The sequence below is a fragment of the Pseudomonas sp. Hz4 genome (assembly GCF_054898165.1).
In genome coordinates, this window is the sequence record NZ_CM142719.1 from 3,904,221 (window position 1) to 3,922,416 (window position 18,196).

Here is an 18,196-nt window from a genome sequence, read left to right on the forward strand (position 1 = left end):
CGGGGAACGTTCACACCCATTATCAGGGGACCATTTTGAACGACAGACGGACACTCGTGCCCTCGCCTTCACGGCTTTCCAGGGTCACCGTACCGCCGAACCGCTCCATGATCCGCTTGACCAAAACCAGCCCGACACCGAGCCCGCCTTGCTTGGTGGTGAAAAACGGTCGGAAGGCCATGCTGCGCTGTTCTTCGTTCATGCCTTTGCCGGTGTCGTTTACCACCACGCTGATGCCATGGGAATCGGTCGGCTCCAGCGTGATGGTCAACGTGCCGCCCTTGTCCATGGCTTCCAGTGCATTGGCCAGCAAACTGTTGAGGATCTGCGTCAACTGCACCTGCTGGCTCAAGACCATCGGCGTCAGCGGCGGGTCGAACACCACGTGGACCGAGGCTTTTTCGATTTGGTGCTCGAAAGCCATCAGACTGTCATGCAGCGCCGCCACCAGATTCACAGGCTCAGCCTCGTCGTTGAGCGGGCGCAAGGATTGCAGCAGCTCCCTCACCCACTTCGACATGCGATCCACCTGGCCGATGATGTCGTTGATGTTCTTGTGGGCCGGGCCGCTGTCGAACTCAAGCGCCAGTTCGGCACTGGAGCGGATGGTCGCCAAAGGATTACGCAAACTGTGGGCCACCGCCGACGACATCTCGCCCAAGGCGACAAAAGTTTCGTTGGTGATCAGTTGCTTTTGTTGCGTCGCCAGCAAAATCGCCGCCCGGCGCACGATCCAGTACAGCCCCAGATAAATCAGCCCGCCGCCCAGCGCAGTGGCCAGCCAGATCAGTACCAGACCGCGCTCCATGCGGCTGATCAGGTCCTTGGGTTCCTTGTAGATCTCGACCATCGCCGTGACTTTGTCGCCGTCGGCATCGAACAGCGGAATGTAGTTCTCGATAAAGATGTATTCCGGGGGCGTCACGAACTTCTGTTCCATGCGGCTTTCGTCCACATTGTGATAACTGGCGGACACAGGAGTCTTGGAGGAAAAGGCTTCATCCAGGTCTTCGTCGGCATGGATCGTGGTGCCCATTAACGCCGGGTTGGTCGACCAGATCACAATGCGGTCGGGGGCGTAGATGTTCGCCAGGATCACGTCCGGCAAGTGCTGGATATGGTCAAGAAATTCGCCCCGCGCATCGGCTCGGGCCAGCGGGTCAACTTCGGGAAAATCCTTGTCTTTGCGCGGATCGAGCAGTTCACCCATGGTCCGCACGTTAGGAATCGACACATGACGCACCTCGGCCGAGGCAATCGCCTGAATGAACTGGGACGTCAACAACGCATCGCGCTGCACGCTTTCGGTAATCACAAACCGCGTGGACACCGACCCCAACGCCACCGCCACTGTGCCAATCACAGCCAGGCTGATGAGCGAAAACCAGCGCAGTAAATTGAACGGCGGCTTGCGCGCGCTCAAGCGAACATCACTCTCCTCGTAATGGAGTGTTTGAGTAGGCATGTCCATGGACGTGTTCCCGACGATTCCCCTATAGGGTTATAGCCCACTCATGGCCGTTTGCCCGACGTTGGGTCTTGTCCCCCCACTTTCTCCTTATCCCCCTCTACCCCCAATGCTGGGGACAATGGCCCGTTCCCAAAACTCGCGGTCTGACGCTGTTTGTGCGTGACACGCCCATGGCTCGGGCCTCTGCCGACCGTTTTCGCCGGTTGGTATGGAAGTTGCCGAAGACCTCTCAACTGACCCCCGCCTCCAAGGGGCAGGCATCTTGATAGAGGGCTTAACTCATGCACCCTTTACTGTCCAAAACCGCGGCCGCCCTGGTCGTTAGCGCACTCGCCCAAGGCGTCGCCCAGGCGGCGCTTTATGCCGTCGACCCCGGCCCCTATGTACCCGCCAACGGCTCGTTCGCCGCCTGGTATCAGGACACTCACGGTCGAACCCTCGACCTTTGCCTGTCCAAGGCCGTCAGCTCGCGAGTGCCCGGCGCACCGGGCGCACCGACGTACATGTGCAATTTGCTGCCGGCTCCCGGGATCTTCGACGACACGCAACCGCTCGTCTTCCCGACCAACTTCCCCGATGAGGCGTTCTGGTTTACCGGCGACGGCACCATCGTCGACGCAGCCCGAGGTATCGACCTGACCTATGTCAGCGCCGTTGAAGCCGCCTTCAGCGGTGGCGACCCAGTGGAAGGTGACCAGATCAGCTTCGCCCGCATACGCATACGTATCGATGTACCGACCGCGGGCACCTATGTCATTACCCACCCCTATGGCGTCGATGTCTTCAACGTCGACACCCCCGGGCGTCGGGCGATCAACATGACCCGGGACATTGGCATCGGCGTGCCGGAGACCTACGACGGCGCGCTCAAAGGTGACGTTGGACCGTTCCTGCGCAGCGTCAATGGCCCCTACACCGAGACCAATCCGGTCACCGGTTCAGCCGAGCAATTCGTCGGCGACCCGAACCTGGTGGAAGCCTTCACCGGCAGCCCTTTCAATACCAACTACATCCGCATTGAAGGACCCAACGGGCTGGATTTGCGCACGACGGTGATGGCCATCTCCGGCAAGTTGTCGACCGTGGCCCGGCCGACACCCATGATCACCCAGCGCAGCACCTACTCGCGTAAACCCGGCGCCAGCGCTCCGGTGGCCCAGCAAGACGTGTTCGTCGTGGCCCCGCCGCCACCGGCCAAAGTGACCCTGGACAGCAACAACCCCGTGTTGAACTTTTCCGAGGCCGACACCACCGGCAACTGGTACGCGCAGTCTTCGACCAACCCGAGCTTGCCCAGCACTTTGCAAGTGACCGCCGACAACCACCTGGCCATCGCTGGCAGCACGCCGACCACCATACCCATGCCCCTGACTGACCTGGTGGTGATTTCACGTGCCGAGTACAGCCTCAGCACCGGGCAAATAACGGTCGTGGCCTCGACCAGCGACGAAACTTCGCCACCGGTGCTCACTGCCACCTCTGGCACAGGTGTCGCCATCGGCGCCCTCAGTGGCGATGGCGCAGTGAAAACCCTGGCCACCGGCATCTCGCCGATTCCACCGGCCAAGGTTCGAGTGACGTCATCCAATGGCGGCAGCGACACCGAAGAAGTGGTCATCGTGCAATGAACGCTCACATGCCCAGATCCTCATCAGGAGGCATCATGAACAATTGGCCACGCCTGGCGCTCAACGCCCTGGGACTGACTCTATCGCTGTCCGGCAGCGCGTTCGCGCAACTCGCTGTCGTCGACCCCGGCCCTTACACCTTTGCCACGGGGAAATTCCCGATCTGGTATCAGGACAACAATCTGCTGTCGATGGAACTCTGCCAATCCCGAGCCGCCAGTTCGCGGGTACCGGCTGCCACGCCACCGGCCTACATGTGCACCCTGCTGCCGACACCGGGCATTTTCGACGACACCCTGCCGATGGTGTTCCCGGATAACTGGCCAGACGAAGCCTTCTGGTTCCTCGCCGGGACGAACATTCCCAACAATGCCGCTGGCTATGGAATGGACGCTTACGTGGCCGGGATAGAAGCAGCTTTTGCCGGCGGGACTCCGCAAGACGGCGATCAAATCAGCTTTGCGCGGATTCGTATGCGGATCAATGTGCCCGTCGCTGGGACCTACACCATTACTCACCCTTATGGCGTGGAAACGGTCAACGTCACCACCCCCGGTCGTCGCGCAATCAACATCACCAGAGACATCGGCGTCGGTGTGCCGGGAGTTTTCAACGGGGCATTGAACGGTGCTGTCGGACCCTTCCTGCGCAGCGTCAATGGCCCCTACACCGAAGTGAACCCGGACACGGGCGCGATCGAAACCTTCGTCGGCGACCCCAACCTCACCGAACAAGTCACCGGCAGCCCCAACAACACCAACTTCGTCCGTATACAGGGACCGGCCGGGACCCTCCAGACCAACCTGTTTACTGTCTCCGGCAAAGTCCTCGATAACCGCGCGCAAACACCGGTGGAGATTGACCGTGCCACCTACCGGCGCACCGGCAACAGCGCTCGGGTCGAAGTCTTTGGTAAATCGGGCAACAGTTCGAGCCTGTGCTTGCGCGAAAGCGTTGCCCTGGTACCCGGCCCACCTATTTCGCCGTGTCTGATCAACATGACCGGAGACAACAATGGATTGTTCTTCGGCCAACGTCTGTTCACCGGCAACGTGCCTCCGGTCGTAGTAATCACCGCCACCAACCCGACGGGTACAACTCGGCCGACGGCAGTATCGAGCAAGCTCACTGACGTGGTGAAAATCCAGACCGCTCACTACAACTGGAGCAATCACAGCCTGCTGATCGAGGCGACCTCCACTGACGAAGTGGCAGTGCCTGACATGGTCGCGCAGGGTTACGGACGTCTGTCGAAATCCGGCACCTTGCAACGCCTGACCATCGCCGACCTGACTCAGCCACCGGCCAGCGTCACGGTCAAATCCGCGGCAGGCGGCAGCGATACCGAGCCCGTAGTGGTCGTCGGTACCGCACCGGATACCGGCGAGAACCAGGCGCCGCTGACCGTTGCCGATACCGGCAGCACCAGCTTCGGCGTGCCGATCACCCTCAACCTGCTGGCCAACGACAGCGACCCGGACGGCAATACGCCACTGAGCATCACCGCGCTGACCCAACCGGCCGCCGGCCAAGGCACCGTGGCATTGAACGGAGCGGCATCGGTGGTCTATACCCCACCCGCCGTGGTCAATGCACCGCTGACCACGACCTTCACCTACAAGGCTCAAGACGTCAAAGGCCTGGCCTCGACCGCTGCGGCGACCGTGACCATTACCGTTGCGCCTAACCAGTCTCCGGTGGCTGTCGCCGACAGCATCGCGACCCTGGGCGTGGCGGTTCCGATCAACGTGTTGGCCAACGACACCGATCCGGAAGGCAACGTGCCTCTAGCGGTCGCCAGTTTCACCCAACCACCGGCAGGTCGCGGCACCGTCAGCAGCAACGGCACGGTGATCACCTACACCCCACCGGCCACGGTCACGACGGCCTTCACCACGACCTTCACTTACATCGCCCGGGACAGCTTTGGCGCCCTGTCGACGTCACCGGCCACGATCACGGTGCAAGTCTCGCCAAGGCCTGCTGCGGAAACCTTTGCGGTGACCACTGCAACGGTGTCGGCCCGTTCCAACAACCGCTTCAACTGGGACTTCACTGGCACTTCATCGGTGACCACCGGCAACACCATCACCATCCAGGTCACCACCCCGACCGGGCTGGTAACCCTGGGCAGCACCACAGTGCCGCTGACCGGGCGCTGGCGGTTGACGGTGAGCAACAGCACTACGGTGATTCCGTCGGCTAATCCGACGGCGACCATCCGCTCGTCCCAGGGCACCGTGCGCACGGTGTCGGTGATCTCCAACTGAGCCCTTGCCCCACCCGCCGATTCGGTGGGTGGGGCCGGCCTCTTCCTAAAGGACGCAGCCATGAAAACGCCAACCGCCGCCCTGCTCTGCCTGCTTCTGCTCTGCAACAGTGCGGGCGTGCGCGCCGACGATTTGATGGAGAACGACGACCTGGCCCCCGGCGCCGACCTCGGCGAGTCACCCCCACCGATTGGCCAGCAAGCACTGATCGATCAGAACGGGCAGGCCAACGTCGCGCTGCTGCAACAGAACGGCCAGTCGCTGCTCGGTCGCATCGTCCAGTCGGGCAGTAATCAGGAAGCCTACATCCTGCAACAAGGCAGCGACCTGATGGCAATGATCACTCAGCAAGGTTCCGGCAACGCCGCCTCGATCACCCAGACCGGCAGCCACAACCGCGCGCAGATTTCCCAGAACGGCAATAACAACGACGCCAGCATCGACCAGGCCGGTACGGGGCTTTCAAGCGCCGTGACCCAGTCCGGAAACGGCATGAGCGTTTCGGTCAAACAATACCGCTAAAGCACTGCACCATTTGGAGGTTTCATCATGTTCAAACTGACGCCCCTCACCGCCGCCATCCTGGTCATTGTCAGTGCCCAGGCGATGGCCGCCGACAGCGTTTCCACCCAGGACCAGCTCGGTACCGCCAACGTCGCAGATGTGAAACAGACCGCGGCCCCGTTCAGTACCGCCACCCAGCAGCAACTCGGCGAGGGCAACGATGCCGCGGCGGTGCAAGACAACGCCACCGGCACCATCACCCAGGATCAAGTCGGCGACTACAACGCCGGTTACGCCGAGCAACTGTTCGAGAACGGCAGCACCATCACCCAACAACAGGTCGGCAGCGGCAATAGCAGCCATGCCAGCCAGTCGATCGGCATGGGTGGCAACGAAGCGCTGCAACAACAGCAAGGCACCGGCAACTTCTCGTTCATTTATCAGGACAGTCAGGAAGCCACCAAAGGCCAAACCTTCCAGTTTGGTGACAGCAATGAGGCCAACATCGAACAGATCCAACTGGGCATTGCCAACAACGCAGTGATCATCCAGTACGGCACCGCCAACTACGCCACCGCCGAACAGATCGCCCACATGGGTGGCCAGATCAATCTCAACCAGGCGGGCGAAGGTAACTACGCCTATGGCGACCAGCGCGATGGCAACGGCGGCACCGTGACCATCAACCAGTTCGGCGACTTCAACGGCACCGAAGTCTGGCAAGGCGGGCAAACCGCCAGCGAGGCCACCGTCAACCAGTACGGGCAAACCAACGAGACCGTGGTCGACCAAAGCTTCGGTGAAAACAACAATGCCCAGGTCCTGCAAGTCGGCGACGTCAACGCGATCTACGCCGACCAGTTCGACTCCGTCGGCTCGGTCCTGGCGCTCTATCAACAAGGCACCGGCAACGTGCACTTCACCTACCAGAGCGGCGACAGCCATGTGCTGAACGCCACCTCCGTGGGGACTGAAAACAAGGTCTACGCCAGCGACTGGAAAGGCCCGCAACTGGGCGGCCAATTCGGCAGCAACCAGCGCGCAACCATCACCCAGGCCGGCAACAACAACACCGCCAGCTTCAAACAAGACGGCGTCGGCCACATCATGACCACCAGCCAGACGGGCACCGGCAACAAAACCACGGTCAAACAGGCTGAAAACTACAACGAGCTCTACTTCGACCAGAACGGCAGCGACAACATCCTCATCGCCGACCAGCGCGGCACCACCAACCTGGCCCAAGGCACTAGCACTGGCACTGGCAACACCACCGAGTTCGACCAGTCCGGCACCGGCAACCTGGCGTTCACCACGCAGCTGTATGGCAGCGACAACATGATCACAGTCAAACAGGCTGACACCATGAACGTGGCTTATGTGACACAGGGTGGTACTGGGAACATTGCCAGTGTTGATCAGAGTGGCATGACCCAGATGGCGACTGTGCAGCAAACGGGCAGCGACAACCGGGCGACTGTGTTTCAGCAATAATCGCAAGGCAAAAAAAAACCGCGGCCCTGGGTGGGGGGCGCGCGGTTTTTTTATGGGCTGATTGATCGTTCCCACGCTCCGCGTGGGAATGCATCCCGTGACGCTCTGCGTCACATCCAGAAGCGGAACGCGGAGCGTCCCTGGCGGCATTCCCACGCAGAGCGTGGGAACGATCAGTTACGTGGGTGAGTCTTGCGGATCGATGTTATCCAGCGCCCGATTTACCGCCAGGTCGGCCAGCATGATGACCTGCTGGATGCCCAATAACATGCTGCGCTGCGGCCCCTCCGGAAACACCGCGAAATCAGTGGCCATGACACTGGCTGACGCCAGAGATTCGCAGGCATGGGCTAATAGGCTTTCGGTGTCGATGTCCGGGGCGATGAGGAACATCGTGCCGGGTTTGCGTATCGGGGAGTCTTTGGGGGGATTGGGTGTGGGTTTGAACATGGGGAAGCTCCGTTATACCTGATGGAACCACCAGAACCTGTCGCTAAACAAGTAAGGGTGGCGGCTGTACGCAGGTTAGCGAACCGAGAGGTATAAGACCCGGCAGACCCGAGGGTCTCCCGCGCACAGCCACCATATCGAAACTGCGGACATAAGATCGCCTGCAATATAGACGGGTGCATTGTTGCACTTATACCTGGTCGGGTCGCTAAACCCGATCGCTGGATTGGCAGCGATGGGGAAACGATAAAGACCAGGTACAAAGCACACAAGCCGGCGGATTCTGGCGTAGTCGTAGGCAACGGCGCAAGGATCTGTAGCTTTCAGGAAGTAACGCTAAACGCCATTAAACACGCCCCTCGAATCAGCACATATTCCCTGTGTGCGAGCCTGCTCGCGATTGCGGTGTTTCATTCAACATTGATGTCAGCTGACCCATTGTCATCGCGAGCAAGCTCGCTCCCACAGGGGATTGAGTACGGCCGGGAACAACTGCTCGGCTGTCAGGCCGTCTCGCGTGTTTTGTGCACGACGCGGATCAACTGTGGGAGCGTGGCTTGCCCGCGATTGGCCCTGTCATTCAGCCAGTAACCCGCTGACAAACCACCCTCCCCCAAACACCGAGAAAAATTCGGACTTCCCCTACAAGCCAAACTGAATCCCCCGGCATCCACCATTGAGCCCTATCGCCAAAGTGCCCCGTTTCCAAGGACCGGGTACAAAGCGTGACCAAACTCATCCCCCAACACCAACTCGCTGGCCAGCGCGGCCAGGTACTCGACAGCCATCAAGCCATCGACGCCCTTCGCCAAGCCCTGAACTACCCGTATGACTTACAAGGCTTCGACGACCTGCTGAATGCTGTAGGTGCCAACCACTCCAACTACATGCAGGCCGCCCACCAGCAAAAACTGATCAACGCCGTGAGCAACGGTGATTGGGTAATGGTCACACCTCGCGTCAATCTGGATAACAGTGGCGGTTCATGGAATGGTTTTAAGTCCAAACCCGAACCACCACCGGCGCAACATCTGGTCGAAGATCACGGCTTCACGCAGCCCAAACCGGCGGAGTCCGGATTTCACATAATTGAAAAGCCCATGAGCCTTGAGTCGCTGGAACGCTCGCTGTACGAAGGCTCACCAAGCGATGCATTACTACGAGAATTTCGTTCACTCAATCGCCATCTCGGTGAAAGGGTGAAACCGGGGCAAATGGTGATCTTCAGCGATCCACGGCATTACATGTGCCGGCGAGAAGAGGCGCAGATGATAATTGCTGCCGAGAAGGTCAACGAGGCGCTCAAGGATCTGAGTGATGAAGAGGCTTCGTTTATGGTTGAACACCATGAAGTGATTGAGCCGTTTCTGGAGGTGTCGGCGGGATCGTTGGGTGTGGTGTCGTTCATGATTGGGCAGCATCTGGAGGGTTTGAAAAATGCCCTCAAAGAACTGGAGGAGCTGCATCAGCAACAATATCGCCAGTACCGCAATCTGCATTCGCCAGAGTTTTTTTCCAAGCGTAAACGACTTATGGCGAAGCTTGATGCCAGCCTTGGGTCACTCGTACGCAAAGGCACCGGCATTGCGGATCACCCGAAACTCAAGCGAGCCTTGGGGTTATCAACTCGCAGAACGATTCATCGTTGGGACAAGGCTGGGGCACCAACACAGTTGCCTGGGTACGCAACGAACATTGAGGGTGTCTCACGAGCGGCAAAATATATGAAAGCTGGTGGTTATGTCGGGATTGGTCTGCAGTTAGGCGCATCCAGTTTAAAAATTCATGAGGTATGCACTACTGGTCGCGAGGATGAATGCAAGCAAATGAAATTTGTTGAGGGCGCAAAAATGGTGGGCGGTACAGCCGGAGCTGTCGCCGGGGGTGCAGCAGGCTCGAAAATAGGCACCTCTGTGTGTGCAAAAGTAAAAGGACTCGGAAAACTCGTTTGTGTACTCGTTGCCGGCGCGGTAGGCGCCACCGGAACCGGAACGCTGATGACCGACGGCAGCGAACTGATTGGGCAAGAACTCTATGAGCATTCTGAATAATGGAACTCACTAGAACAACACTCGCCTGGGTCTGGGGAGCGCTTATCCTGCTGAGCCTTTTCGACGTAGCTATCATTTTTTATGCTGCTCATACAAAACTCGAAGCGCTGGAAAAGCATTTCAAGCAACTGGATTCCATATGCGTCAACCGCCTCACGTGGGGCACGGGGCATCATGGAAGAATTTTTCGTCTGGCCGCAATCAGCGCTTTAATCTCGTCTAAAAAAATTCAGCGCCAGGAACCCTTATCAGTTGAAGAAGTGAAACGGTTGCCTAAAAGGCTTAAGCGCTGGGCAGCGTATCCATTTCATGTTGCCTATTTCGTTACAGGGGCGGTGGTGGTTCTTTGGTTATATGGGAAATACACCGGCCTACTCAAATGAAGAACCAGCAGCTAATTCTACGACCCAATACGAGTCCCTACATTCATGAATGAAGCCAAAGACATTTCTCTTATCTTAGGCATGGGTATGTTTTTATTAATTTTTATCAGCCAAGGGGTTCTTTTGTACGCAGCCTATTTCAAGCTCGATCACATTGAAAAACATTTCAGTTCTTATGGTTGGAGGCGCGCCCGATCAAGTGTTCGAAATGGCCCGATTGATCGAATGAGGCGACTTAGGGAAATTGGTGAACTAATGGGCACACCCAATCATCTTTGCATGTTTGATCATGAGTCCTTTCGAGAGGCGGAACTTTTGCCAACGCCGCTGAAGCGATGGGTCGTCATCCCGAGAACCTTAATATTTATCGCATTTGGAATCATCTTGTTTTTGTGGGTAGGCGACGGTTATTTGAACTTGATTTGGACCATCTCCAATCCTATGAGTGAAATGGCGTTAGCCTTCACTGCTGCTTGGGTTGCTTCCGTGATCGTCTTTTTAATGGCTATGTCATTGCGCGCCGGACTCTCTTTTTTCAAGCTTGAGGAATTCGAATCCTATCTTGAGAGTTCATACTTCATCGGCCGCAACCGCCGGGTGTTGGGTGACGGGTTGCTCGGTCGCCTCTGCCGCTTGACTCACATTTCTTTGATGCTGGCGCCAGATAGCGATTTTGTTTTTGGCAGTGATGCGCAGGTGATAAAAGCCGTTAAGACGTTTCCTGGCCATCTTCGACGTTGGATCGAAATCTCGCAGAGATTTACTGCCTGTTCATTCTTCGGTTTGGTAGCGCTTTGGGGGCTGGGGAAGGTCACTGGACTACTGGGCTAACACGCAACGCTTAGACGCATATCTAGATTTTTGCATCCAGATACTAGAGGCCGCTAAAACGCGAAGTCCTTGAAAGGACTAGCCGCAAGGGCGAAAACCTAAGTGGCCGTTGCCGCAGGAATGGATATGTACACCTGAAAGAAATAGGTCGGCTGTCAGGCCGCCATCGCAGCGATGCGGCGACCCGACAAGCCAGCTCCCACAATTAATCGGCGCACACTCTGCCCTTCACCACTCAACAGGCCGAGCGTTAGCTCGCCTGCGGCTCTTGTTCTTGATCCACCCGCCCCTTCACGCCCTGAGCCTCTCCGTCAACCCGGAGCTACCTCCGCCGGTGCCTCTATCAATGTTGATCCCCGCTGCATTAAGACTTGCAGGTAAGCCTTTTGCTTACTTTTTGCTGGGCCGGCACTCCGGCGTTTGAAAAAGTGAGTCGCTGTAAAAGCGAAACCATTAGCGGCCGTTACCGCAGAAATGGATATGTACACCTGGAAGAAATAGGTCGGCTGTCAGGCCGCCATCGCAGCGATGCGGCGACCCGACAAGCCAGCTCCCACAAGGGTTTCGTGTGCATCCGAAAAAGCGAGGTCGGCCCGAAGGCCGCCTCGGTTCACTCTTCCTCACCCTCAGGCACAACCTTGTTCTGAGTCAGATAACGGTCAAGCGTCGCATTGTTATCAGGCGAAGAATTATCCCCCGCCACCTGCCACAAATTCCGCTCAATCCCCTGCGCCAGCAAATGCCCAACGGCCGCCTCGATCGCCGACAACACACACAACTGCGCCGGCTCGTTCGTGGTGTAACCCACCTCAGCCTCCAGCAACTTCTTGAACTCGATAAACTTGAACACCCCGGCACTGCGCCCAACAGAGTAAATCGTCTTACTCGTCATCACATTGGCCAACACCTGCCCACTGCGCACATCGACGGCACGAAGGTTCACCGACACCTGATCCACCCGATACTCACGGGAAATATCGATCCCCAGATACCGCGCCCCTTCCCCGCCACTGCGCACGTTGGTGTCATAGGCAATAATCCCGCCCTCCAGCATCAAATTGGCGGCCTGCAACGGCGGCAACTCGCCCTGGATATTCACCGGCGTATTCGGCTTCTTCTGCGAGGCGCGAATGATCTTGCGTTCAGTCAACAGGTTCTGCAGCCCTTCCCGTTCCAGCACCACAAACCAGCCACTGGCCTGCAACGCATCCATCAACATGCTGGCCGCGCCCTGCGTCACGCTGGTGGAAAACGAACTGGCCGGGGTCGGTTTGTACTGCCCGGTCTGATCCCGGAAGCCATACACCACCGCCATCAACCGGCCCTTGGGTCGTGGCATGTTCAGCAAGTCGTAATAGGTCGACGCCCGAGGTGTCAGGGTCGGTGATTCGGTGTCTTGCTCGGCCCCCATCGGCTCGCGCAAACTGCACCCTTGTAATGTCGCCAACATTAGCCCTAGCGCTATTATTTTTTTCATATCCTTAACTCCCCATCGACCCAAATCCCCGTCAAGGGGCCAGGCCATTCACCTGAATTTCGGAAACTTCACCGGTCGCTCGGTCGGTCACTTCAATAGTCAGTGCCCCGGAGTCATCGATGACGTTCACAACAAAAGCGTCGGTGGTCAGGCTCCCGGCATTGCCCGCGGAGATGTTGTCCATCAACTGACCTAGCAGTCGTGATTGCAGCTGACTGGTGAAGCGCTCCAGGGCCGAAGCGCCGGCCACGGACGCACGGTCCTTCAAGTCAGGGTCGTCGTAGTCGTTCTGCGCCTGGGCGTTGTTGAGCAACCAGGTCCCGTTCAATGGGTTGCCGCCGAACGATGGGTTGACGGGCGTGTAGACCAGCTCCGTGGCCTGGACCAGCCCACAGCTGCCAAGCCCTAGTAACCACATGCCCGTGCGTTTCGAGAAAGTTCCAATGTTCATAGTTCGTCCCTCTCAAGGTCGGTGGTGTCCTGCAACAAGGCTTCCAGCTTGCGCTGGACGATCTGCACGCGGACCAGATCGGCAGCCTCATAGGCCTCGTCCTTCAACTCCACGGTGTTCGGCGGCAGGAAGCGCCGATAAACCAATCGTTGCTGATATTCCACGGTCACCAGGCTGCCCCAGCGTGCCGAAGGTCGTTCACGCACCACCAGGTTGAAGTCCATCGGGCTGGTGGCGCGCAGGCGTTCACTGAACGAGTAGTAAAAGTCGTGGCCGATGTGCGAGATCGTGTCGTCGACGATAAAACCCAACATTTCGTCTTCTTCGGCGGCCGACACGAAAGACGTCATCAGCATCAGGACCAGAGCCGGTAGCCAGTGTCTGTTCATGGCATCACCGCCCCAACGCCTGACGCGTTTTTGGAGGGGCCTTTGGGCGCGGACGCACCCTCGAGGAAGGCCTTCTCGGCCACGAACTGCCAGTCCTTGTAACTCGCCATGCCGGTGAAGTCCGACCATTGAGTGGGGAAATCCGCCTGCTTGAGCGGCTTGTCCGTAGAGGGGCTGTTGAGGCCGGTGATGCGCCCGTCGAAACCACGCATCAGCGTCCATTCGCCCCCCCCGATCGGGTCCGGGTACAGGTTGCGCAAGTGGTGTTTGGGCGACGGAAAACGCTCGTCCTGCACCAGGTCCGCCAGCGCTTGAGGGTACTGGGCCAGGCCAGGTGAACTGCGGTAGTAGCTGCGCAATGCCTGAGCGTATTGAGTACCGACCCAGAGCAACTGGCGTTCACGATCACGGCGCGAGGCGGTGGACCATAACTCGCCAGCGCTGGCCAGGCCCATGCCCATCAACATGATCAGAAACAGCACGCCCAGGTAAGTAAAACCGGCCTCGTTTGAGGGTTTACCACTCAGAATACAGGCTGCCATCACGCGCCCTCCCTGTGGCACCGCTTTTGATATCGGCGACCCCGCCCGGGACGCCGTCAGGCGGCGCCACCAACACCCAGAGGTCTTTGCGTTCAGCGATCGGGTCCATCGGCGGGTTGCGCAGGTAACGCTGCTCGACCATCTGTTCGATGGAATCGGGATAACTCCCGGTGTCGCCGTAGTAGTGATCCAGTGCTTCACGCATGGCCGACAGGCTCTGGCGCAGCGTGGTCTCTTTCGAGGCCTCGAGGCTGTTGAAATAACGTGGCAACGCGATGGTCATCAGGGTGGCGATGATTGCCATGACCACCATCAGTTCCAGCAGGGTAAACCCCTTTTCCCGACGCATAATCTCACCACTCCCGGTAGGCGATGCCGTTGAGACCCTTGCCGCGAGCCTTGGAGTAAACGTCAAAGACGTCTTCGCCTTCGCGCGGGTTTTGAGCCGTACTGTCGTAGGAGCGCACGCCCCAGCCGCCTTCGTCGTCACGCTTGACCGGCGCCAGCGGGTCATGGGGCACACGCCGTAAAAAGAAGAACTTGGCGCCCTTGGCGCTGCGCACATCGCGCACACCGTCCACCAGCACTTGCAGGTTCGGCGGGTAGCCGCTGCTGTTCAGGGATTTCTCGATATAGCCGGCGTCGAAAGCACGTTTGTAGGCGTCGATGGCATCGCGAATCTGGTACAGCGCAGCGCGCAGATCCTGCTCCTTGCCCCGGCGTACCACGGTCTCGGTCAGCGGCGCAGCCATGCCGGCCAGCAAGCCGATCAGGGCCAGCGTCACCACGACTTCGATCAAGGTAAAACCGCGTTGCGAGGCGTTCATGATCAAGGCTTCTCGACGACAACGTGGGTGGAGGCAACCGGAGCACTGAGGGTCTCTGAGCGAATCGCCGAGTCCATCCCACGGTCCGGTGCCTGAATGTGCATGCTGGTTTCGGTACCGGTGGTGAACTCCATGTCCGACGGGCTCTGGTACGGCAGGTTGCGCACGATCCGCGGCGTGATCGACAGCACCAGCTCCGACTTGCCGACTGTGTCCTTGTTGCTGCCAAACAAGCGGCCCAGGCCGGGAATATCACCAAGGCCGGGGATCTTGTTGCCGGTGGCGCCATGGTCGTTGCGCATCAGGCCGGCGAGGATCTGGGTTTCGCCGTCATGCAGGCGCAAGGTGGTTTGGGCGTTGCGAGTATCGACTTGGACAGGAATGGTGCCCTGACGGGTGGGTTCCAGTGGCGTGGCGTTACTCACTTCCAGGGCGATTTTGATCGCCACTTCGTTGTTCAAATGCACGGTCGGCTGCACTTCGAGCTTCAGACCGACGTCCAGGTAGGTGACGCTTTCAGTGATCACCGGGCCTTGAGTCGAGGGCACCGAAGTGGCGCTGATGATCGGCACGCGCTGACCGATGTGGATGCGCGCCTGTTCGCGGTTGCTGACCCGAATCACCGGGCTGGCCAGGGTGTTGATGTCGTTGTCCTGGGCGTTGATCTTGGCCTGCGGCGACGGAGAGATGGAGATCCGGCTGGAGTTGATGCCTTTGAGTTGATCGAGCAGAGTCACGGCCGAGCCGTCGCTGTTGACCACGCCGAAAGTGTTCGGCCATTGCAGGCCAAGGTCGAGAATCCGCTGGGTGGCGACTTCCATCACCTCCACTTCCAGCACCACTTCAGGGTTGGACTGATCCTGCGATTGCAGGAGTTTTTCGGCCATGCGGATCGCGTCTTCAGAGTCGCGCATGGTCAGGGTATTGAGGCGTTCATCGACAAACACGTCGCGGGTCTTGAGCATGGTTTTGATCATGTTCAGCGCGGTGTTGGCATCGATGCTGGTCAGGTAAAAGGTGCGCATCACCAGCTCTTGGTAATCCTTGACCTTCTGCGGCGAGTCCGGGTAGATCAGCAAGGTGTTTTCGTTCACCACTTTCTGGTGCAGCTGGTTCTGTTGCAGCAGCAATTCCACAGCGTCTTCGATGCGCACGTCACGCACGAAGATCGTGGCTTTCATGTCCGGGCGCAGGTCCTTGTCGAAGATGAAATTCAAACCGGCGACCTGCGACAGCACTTCGAAGATGGTTTTCAGGTTGGCGTCGCGAAATTCCAGGGTCACCGGACGGTCCAGACGGGTCCGCAGTTGTGGATACGCAATCACGTTGCGGCTTTGCACCAGGCGGACGTTGCTTTGCAGCTCCAGCGCCCCTTCATTTTTCGGGTCCAGTTCGAGGATCTGTTTCAACTGACGGTCGGCGCCGTAGATATCGCCGCGCCGCAGGTCGCCACGGGCCAGTTCAAGTTTTTCATCCAGGCTGCGCATGTGATCGAGCTGACGCAGCGAGTCCTGGGCACGGCGGTTGTTCGGTTCGATGGTCAACACCCGGCCGTATGCCTGGCGGGCAGAAGCGAAATCACGCTGGGCGCGATCCATGTCGCCCTGGGTCAACAGCGCCGTCACCGCACGGGCACGGCCGCTGTTCAGAGCCAGGTGCAGCTCGGTGTCGCGAGGGTTTTCCCTGAGCCCTTCCTCGATACGGGCCAGGCCGGCTTCGTACTGTCCCGACTCCATCAGGTCAGTCGCCTCTTGTTTGGCGACCTGCGCGGAACTGCACGCGGCCAACCCTGCACAAAGGCAAAGGCTCATCAGCAAACGGGATCTGTTCATTGCGTGCTCCCCACAGACAAAGTCTGAGACAAATGCAGAGGCAGGTAGACAAAGCTGAGTTCCACATCGGAAATCCCTTCTATCCGCCAGGTTTCGTCGATCACATCCCCCTTGCGTACGACGTATATTTTTTCGCCGTCCTGCAAAAACACTTGCAGGTCCGAACGGTCACTCAGCTTGCCAATGAACTGGAAAGGCATCGGTGGTGCGCTGGGGGCTTGCACGACCGGGGTCAGGTTGACGGGTTGTTCGGTGACGGTGGCGAGCTGCTGCGCAGCCTTCCAGCTACGGGCGGCGAACAGGTCGCCAGCCGGGCCCAGGTCCTTGACTGCCGCCGCAGTTTTACCGGCGGACGCGGCGGGCAGCGCACCGCGTATTTTGCTTTTAGCCGGGGTCGCCAGGGCGGCAACCGAAGCATCGCCCTCCTGCGATGACGTGAAATATTCAGGCAGCCAGGTCAGCGCCGACGCCACGCCGAAGAACGCCACCCAGCCCACTACGCGTTTGGTTTTCATCATGACCTCGACAGGTAAAGGGTCATGCGGATCCGCCCGGTGAGGTCGGTGTCGGCGATTTTTTTACGCTGGAACTCCACGTCTTCCACCACCACCGCCGGCAACTGGCCGAGCAAGGCATGCAGGAAGCGCCGCAGTTGCGGGTAGCTGCCGCGCACCGGCAGCAGAATCTGATACCGGGCCAGGTGCGTCTTGGGGTCGATGCCCAGGGAATATTCACCACGCGCCAGGGTGATGTGTTCCTGGGTCGCCAGCGCGTAGATCTTGTCGATGGCCACGGTGGCCTGAGGCTGGGACGGCAACTTGCTGCGGAAATCGTCGAGCTGACGTTGCGGCACCACCGGAGCGGCAACCGTGCCGTCTTCGACGTTGGCCAGGTATTCGCCGGCTTCCCGAGTCTGTTGGCTGAGGGTTTGCAGCGACTGCCAGTCAGGCATCAGGCCCACCAGGCCATACGCCAGCGCCAGCAGCAACATCGCCAGCCCTGCCAGGCCGGGAGTGCCCAAGCCTTGCAAGTATTCGTGGACGATCAATCTAGGGATTTGCATCGCCAATCTCCCAAGTAGCCGACAGGTTGAATTGCACCGGGTGTTCCGGCACGTTCGCGACGATTTCGTGGCTGAGCAGCGACACATCGGACAGCTCGTCGCTGGCTTCGAGGCTGCGGTGGAAGTCGAGCATGGCTTCCAGGTCCCGCGCTTCGGCGCTGATTCGCACCTGGCCTTTGCGGGCATCCGGGGTCAGGGTCAATAAAGCAATGTCGTCCCGGGGCATGGCTTCGAGCATGGCGAACAGACGCTCCCAAGGCCGGCGCAATTGCTGGGACACTTTGCGCATCTCGGCCAGGTTGTGCGCCTGTTCGCGGGTTTCGGCCGGGGTCAGGCTGACTTTGCCGCCGGTGTCGCCGGTGAGTCCACGCTGGGCAGTTTGCAAATGGCCTTGTTGTTGCGCGGCCTGTTCACTGAGGTGTTGCTGAACCAGCAAGCAGGTCAGCGTCAGCACCACGCCACCGGCCAGCAGGCTCCAGCCCAAAGGGCCCGAGCGGCGAGGCGGCTGGAAATCGAGCATCAGGGCGCGCATA

General features: G+C 59.1%; 19 protein-coding genes. 7 read left to right on the forward strand and 12 right to left on the reverse strand.

Features of this window, described 5'->3' with window-relative positions; all coding sequences use genetic code 11:
• Positions 1–22: 22 nt before the first annotated feature.
• Positions 23–1,471 carry a sensor histidine kinase gene (locus ACYZTR_RS17785; RefSeq protein ID WP_461972940.1) on the reverse strand — a complete coding sequence of 483 codons (1,449 nt, stop codon included), beginning with the start codon at positions 1,469–1,471 and terminating at the stop codon, positions 23–25.
• 281 nt (positions 1,472–1,752) lie between these two features.
• Here ACYZTR_RS17785 and ACYZTR_RS17790 point away from each other — a divergent pair, with 281 nt between their 5' ends.
• From ACYZTR_RS17790 to ACYZTR_RS17805, 4 genes are read left to right on the forward strand one after another with little or no spacing between them, the layout of a single operon-like run.
• The gene (locus ACYZTR_RS17790) at positions 1,753–3,099 is read left to right on the forward strand and encodes a hypothetical protein (RefSeq protein ID WP_461972942.1); all 1,347 of its coding nucleotides are present in this window, start codon (positions 1,753–1,755) and stop codon (positions 3,097–3,099) included.
• Positions 3,100–3,134: 35 nt separating this feature from the next.
• Positions 3,135–5,369: an Ig-like domain-containing protein gene (locus tag ACYZTR_RS17795; RefSeq protein ID WP_461972944.1), complete on the forward strand. Its 2,235-nt coding sequence runs from the start codon at positions 3,135–3,137 to the stop codon at positions 5,367–5,369.
• 60 nt (positions 5,370–5,429) lie between these two features.
• On the forward strand, positions 5,430–5,891 hold the full coding sequence (locus ACYZTR_RS17800) for a curlin (RefSeq protein WP_461972946.1): 462 nt from the start codon (positions 5,430–5,432) through the stop codon (positions 5,889–5,891).
• Between the two features lie 27 nt (positions 5,892–5,918).
• Entirely contained in the window at positions 5,919–7,367 is a 1,449-nt protein-coding gene (locus ACYZTR_RS17805) for a curlin (RefSeq protein WP_461972948.1), read from the forward strand.
• A gap of 177 nt (positions 7,368–7,544) precedes the next feature.
• Here ACYZTR_RS17805 and ACYZTR_RS17810 read toward each other — a convergent pair whose 3' ends face one another.
• Entirely contained in the window at positions 7,545–7,817 is a 273-nt protein-coding gene (locus tag ACYZTR_RS17810) for a DUF6124 family protein (RefSeq protein ID WP_461972950.1), read from the reverse strand.
• A 725-nt stretch (positions 7,818–8,542) separates the two neighbouring features.
• Here ACYZTR_RS17810 and ACYZTR_RS17815 point away from each other — a divergent pair.
• Genes ACYZTR_RS17815 through ACYZTR_RS17825 form a run of 3 tightly spaced genes read left to right on the forward strand, consistent with a single transcriptional unit; the run spans position 8,543 to position 11,082 of the window.
• Positions 8,543–9,868 (forward strand): hypothetical protein, encoded by a 1,326-nt coding sequence (locus ACYZTR_RS17815; protein WP_461972952.1) that lies wholly within the window; start codon positions 8,543–8,545, stop codon positions 9,866–9,868.
• Positions 9,868–10,251: a hypothetical protein gene (locus ACYZTR_RS17820; RefSeq protein WP_461972953.1), complete on the forward strand. Its 384-nt coding sequence runs from the start codon at positions 9,868–9,870 to the stop codon at positions 10,249–10,251. The genes ACYZTR_RS17815 and ACYZTR_RS17820 overlap by 1 nt, the downstream gene beginning before the upstream one ends.
• A gap of 45 nt (positions 10,252–10,296) precedes the next feature.
• Positions 10,297–11,082 carry a hypothetical protein gene (locus ACYZTR_RS17825; RefSeq protein WP_461972955.1) on the forward strand — a complete coding sequence of 262 codons (786 nt, stop codon included), beginning with the start codon at positions 10,297–10,299 and terminating at the stop codon, positions 11,080–11,082.
• Between the two features lie 610 nt (positions 11,083–11,692).
• Here ACYZTR_RS17825 and ACYZTR_RS17830 read toward each other — a convergent pair.
• Genes ACYZTR_RS17830 through ACYZTR_RS17875 form a run of 10 tightly spaced genes read right to left on the reverse strand, consistent with a single transcriptional unit; the run spans position 11,693 to position 18,195 of the window.
• Positions 11,693–12,559, reverse strand: coding sequence for a CsgG/HfaB family protein (locus tag ACYZTR_RS17830; protein ID WP_461972957.1), 867 nt, complete (start codon positions 12,557–12,559; stop codon positions 11,693–11,695).
• A gap of 31 nt (positions 12,560–12,590) precedes the next feature.
• Positions 12,591–13,010 carry a curli assembly protein CsgF gene (locus ACYZTR_RS17835; protein ID WP_461972959.1) on the reverse strand — a complete coding sequence of 140 codons (420 nt, stop codon included), beginning with the start codon at positions 13,008–13,010 and terminating at the stop codon, positions 12,591–12,593.
• Entirely contained in the window at positions 13,007–13,399 is a 393-nt protein-coding gene (gene csgE, locus ACYZTR_RS17840) for a curli production assembly/transport protein CsgE (RefSeq protein ID WP_282381189.1), read from the reverse strand. The genes ACYZTR_RS17835 and csgE overlap by 4 nt, the downstream gene beginning before the upstream one ends.
• Positions 13,396–13,941: a type II secretion system protein gene (locus ACYZTR_RS17845; RefSeq protein WP_461972961.1), complete on the reverse strand. Its 546-nt coding sequence runs from the start codon at positions 13,939–13,941 to the stop codon at positions 13,396–13,398. The genes csgE and ACYZTR_RS17845 overlap by 4 nt, the downstream gene beginning before the upstream one ends.
• Positions 13,916–14,290, reverse strand: coding sequence for a type II secretion system protein (locus tag ACYZTR_RS17850; protein WP_461972963.1), 375 nt, complete (start codon positions 14,288–14,290; stop codon positions 13,916–13,918). The genes ACYZTR_RS17845 and ACYZTR_RS17850 overlap by 26 nt, the downstream gene beginning before the upstream one ends.
• A 4-nt stretch (positions 14,291–14,294) precedes the next feature.
• On the reverse strand, positions 14,295–14,768 hold the full coding sequence (locus ACYZTR_RS17855; protein ID WP_461972965.1) for a type II secretion system protein: 474 nt from the start codon (positions 14,766–14,768) through the stop codon (positions 14,295–14,297).
• Between the two features lie 2 nt (positions 14,769–14,770).
• On the reverse strand, positions 14,771–16,600 hold the full coding sequence (locus ACYZTR_RS17860; RefSeq protein WP_461972967.1) for a secretin N-terminal domain-containing protein: 1,830 nt from the start codon (positions 16,598–16,600) through the stop codon (positions 14,771–14,773).
• The gene (locus tag ACYZTR_RS17865) at positions 16,597–17,115 is read right to left on the reverse strand and encodes a hypothetical protein (RefSeq protein ID WP_461972969.1); all 519 of its coding nucleotides are present in this window, start codon (positions 17,113–17,115) and stop codon (positions 16,597–16,599) included. The genes ACYZTR_RS17860 and ACYZTR_RS17865 overlap by 4 nt, the downstream gene beginning before the upstream one ends.
• Positions 17,115–17,663: a GspMb/PilO family protein gene (locus tag ACYZTR_RS17870; protein ID WP_461972971.1), complete on the reverse strand. Its 549-nt coding sequence runs from the start codon at positions 17,661–17,663 to the stop codon at positions 17,115–17,117. The genes ACYZTR_RS17865 and ACYZTR_RS17870 overlap by 1 nt, the downstream gene beginning before the upstream one ends.
• Positions 17,650–18,195, reverse strand: a complete 546-nt coding sequence (locus tag ACYZTR_RS17875; RefSeq protein ID WP_283183909.1) for a PilN domain-containing protein — start codon at positions 18,193–18,195, stop codon at positions 17,650–17,652. The genes ACYZTR_RS17870 and ACYZTR_RS17875 overlap by 14 nt, the downstream gene beginning before the upstream one ends.
• Position 18,196: the final 1 nt, after the last annotated feature.

Bases quoted from the DNA above. Each gene is read 5' to 3' on its own strand.
- ACYZTR_RS17785 (WP_461972940.1), bottom strand. From the start codon at position 1,471: ATGGACATGCCTACTCAAACACTCCATTACGAGGAGAGTGATGTTCGC.
- ACYZTR_RS17790 (WP_461972942.1), top strand. From the start codon at position 1,753: ATGCACCCTTTACTGTCCAAAACCGCGGCCGCCCTGGTCGTTAGCGCA.
- ACYZTR_RS17795 (WP_461972944.1), top strand. From the start codon at position 3,135: ATGAACAATTGGCCACGCCTGGCGCTCAACGCCCTGGGACTGACTCTA.
- ACYZTR_RS17800 (WP_461972946.1), top strand. From the start codon at position 5,430: ATGAAAACGCCAACCGCCGCCCTGCTCTGCCTGCTTCTGCTCTGCAAC.
- ACYZTR_RS17805 (WP_461972948.1), top strand. From the start codon at position 5,919: ATGTTCAAACTGACGCCCCTCACCGCCGCCATCCTGGTCATTGTCAGT.
- ACYZTR_RS17810 (WP_461972950.1), bottom strand. From the start codon at position 7,817: ATGTTCAAACCCACACCCAATCCCCCCAAAGACTCCCCGATACGCAAA.
- ACYZTR_RS17820 (WP_461972953.1), top strand. From the start codon at position 9,868: ATGGAACTCACTAGAACAACACTCGCCTGGGTCTGGGGAGCGCTTATC.
- ACYZTR_RS17825 (WP_461972955.1), top strand. From the start codon at position 10,297: ATGAATGAAGCCAAAGACATTTCTCTTATCTTAGGCATGGGTATGTTT.
- ACYZTR_RS17830 (WP_461972957.1), bottom strand. From the start codon at position 12,559: ATGAAAAAAATAATAGCGCTAGGGCTAATGTTGGCGACATTACAAGGG.
- ACYZTR_RS17835 (WP_461972959.1), bottom strand. From the start codon at position 13,010: ATGAACATTGGAACTTTCTCGAAACGCACGGGCATGTGGTTACTAGGG.
- csgE (WP_282381189.1), bottom strand. From the start codon at position 13,399: ATGAACAGACACTGGCTACCGGCTCTGGTCCTGATGCTGATGACGTCT.
- ACYZTR_RS17845 (WP_461972961.1), bottom strand. From the start codon at position 13,941: ATGGCAGCCTGTATTCTGAGTGGTAAACCCTCAAACGAGGCCGGTTTT.
- ACYZTR_RS17850 (WP_461972963.1), bottom strand. From the start codon at position 14,290: ATGCGTCGGGAAAAGGGGTTTACCCTGCTGGAACTGATGGTGGTCATG.
- ACYZTR_RS17855 (WP_461972965.1), bottom strand. From the start codon at position 14,768: ATGAACGCCTCGCAACGCGGTTTTACCTTGATCGAAGTCGTGGTGACG.
- ACYZTR_RS17860 (WP_461972967.1), bottom strand. From the start codon at position 16,600: ATGAACAGATCCCGTTTGCTGATGAGCCTTTGCCTTTGTGCAGGGTTG.
- ACYZTR_RS17865 (WP_461972969.1), bottom strand. From the start codon at position 17,115: ATGAAAACCAAACGCGTAGTGGGCTGGGTGGCGTTCTTCGGCGTGGCG.
- ACYZTR_RS17870 (WP_461972971.1), bottom strand. From the start codon at position 17,663: ATGCAAATCCCTAGATTGATCGTCCACGAATACTTGCAAGGCTTGGGC.
- ACYZTR_RS17875 (WP_283183909.1), bottom strand. From the start codon at position 18,195: ATGCGCGCCCTGATGCTCGATTTCCAGCCGCCTCGCCGCTCGGGCCCT.